General features: G+C 46.5%; 1 protein-coding gene and 1 pseudogene. Both read left to right on the forward strand.

The genetic code is table 11. The features are described from left to right. A pseudogene (locus HCR01_RS37930) lies at window positions 1-132 on the forward strand (photosystem II q(b) protein); the annotation flags it as partial. Between the two features lie 329 nt (window positions 133-461). Beyond that, complete coding sequence (recR, locus tag HCR01_RS37935) at window positions 462-1,091, forward strand: recombination mediator RecR (RefSeq protein ID WP_193201016.1); 630 nt, start codon at window positions 462-464, stop codon at window positions 1,089-1,091. Window positions 1,092-1,200 lie beyond the last annotated feature (109 nt).

Below are 1,200 nucleotides of genomic sequence, written 5' to 3' on the forward strand. Positions count from 1 at the left end.
GCAGATGTAATCAACCGGGCTAACTTGGGTATGGAAGTGATGCACGAGCGCAATGCTCACAACTTCCCTCTCGATTTGGCTGCGCTTGATTCTGCTCTTGTGGCTATCAGTGCTCCTGCAATCAACGGTTAATTTTTGAATAAGACGCGATGCATCGCGTCTCTACAACTAAAGGCGCTCTCCAGAAATGGGGAGCGCTTTTGTGTTGGTATTTTTAACAGCATTGGTCAAGCGATCGCACGATTAAATACAGAACTTACGCACTCAGATCCCCCAACCCCCTTAGAAAGGGGGCTTTAGACGTTCCCCCCTTTTTAAGGGGAGCCAGCGCGGTCCATGACTCCACAAAATTGGCGATCGCCTCCGGCGGGGCGTAGCCTATCGCGGCACATTTAATACAATATTTTTCCTGGTATCCTGACTCATAACAACCAATCCCAAAATCTTGGAAGAATGTCATCATAGTTAAGGTAAAACATTCTGGAGATAAGACAACGGTTTACGCACGTCCTTTAGCACGGTTAATTGAACAGTTGCAACGGCTACCAGGAGTCGGCCCCAAAACCGCTCAGCGATTGGCTTTGCATATTTTAAAGCGCCCAGAAGCAGAAATAGAGGCTTTGGCACAAGCCCTAATTGAGGCAAAAAAACAGATAGGCTTGTGTTCTGTCTGCTTTCACTTATCTGCTGAACCAGTGTGTGAAATCTGCCGCAATGCCAACCGCGACAACAGTACTATCTGCGTCGTAGCAGATCCTCGCGATGTAATTGCGTTAGAAAAAACCCGCGAGTACAAAGGCAAGTATCACGTTTTGGGTGGGGTAATTTCTCCGATAGATGGTATTGGGCCAGAACAATTGACTATCCAAGCTCTAGTGCGGCGGGTGAGTCAGCAAAAACCTCAAGAAGTGATTATGGCAATTAGTCCAAGTGTGGAAGGTGAGACAACGACGTTGTATCTTGGTCAGCTACTCAAACCATTTACCAAGGTGACGCGGATTGCTTTTGGTTTACCCGTCGGTGGAGATTTAGAGTACGCTGACGAGGTGACATTGGCAAGAGCCTTAGAAGGACGCCGGGAGTTAGATTAGTATAAGTTAGCTTATAGAACTCATTTGACATCTAAGAAGAGGCTGCAAGCCTCTTAACCATCAACCGAATAAAACAAAGATTAACTTTGGCAGTTGCATTAACTAGAGT

The organism is Nostoc sp. MG11 (assembly GCF_014904695.1).
Lineage (GTDB): Bacteria > Cyanobacteriota > Cyanobacteriia > Cyanobacteriales > Nostocaceae > Komarekiella.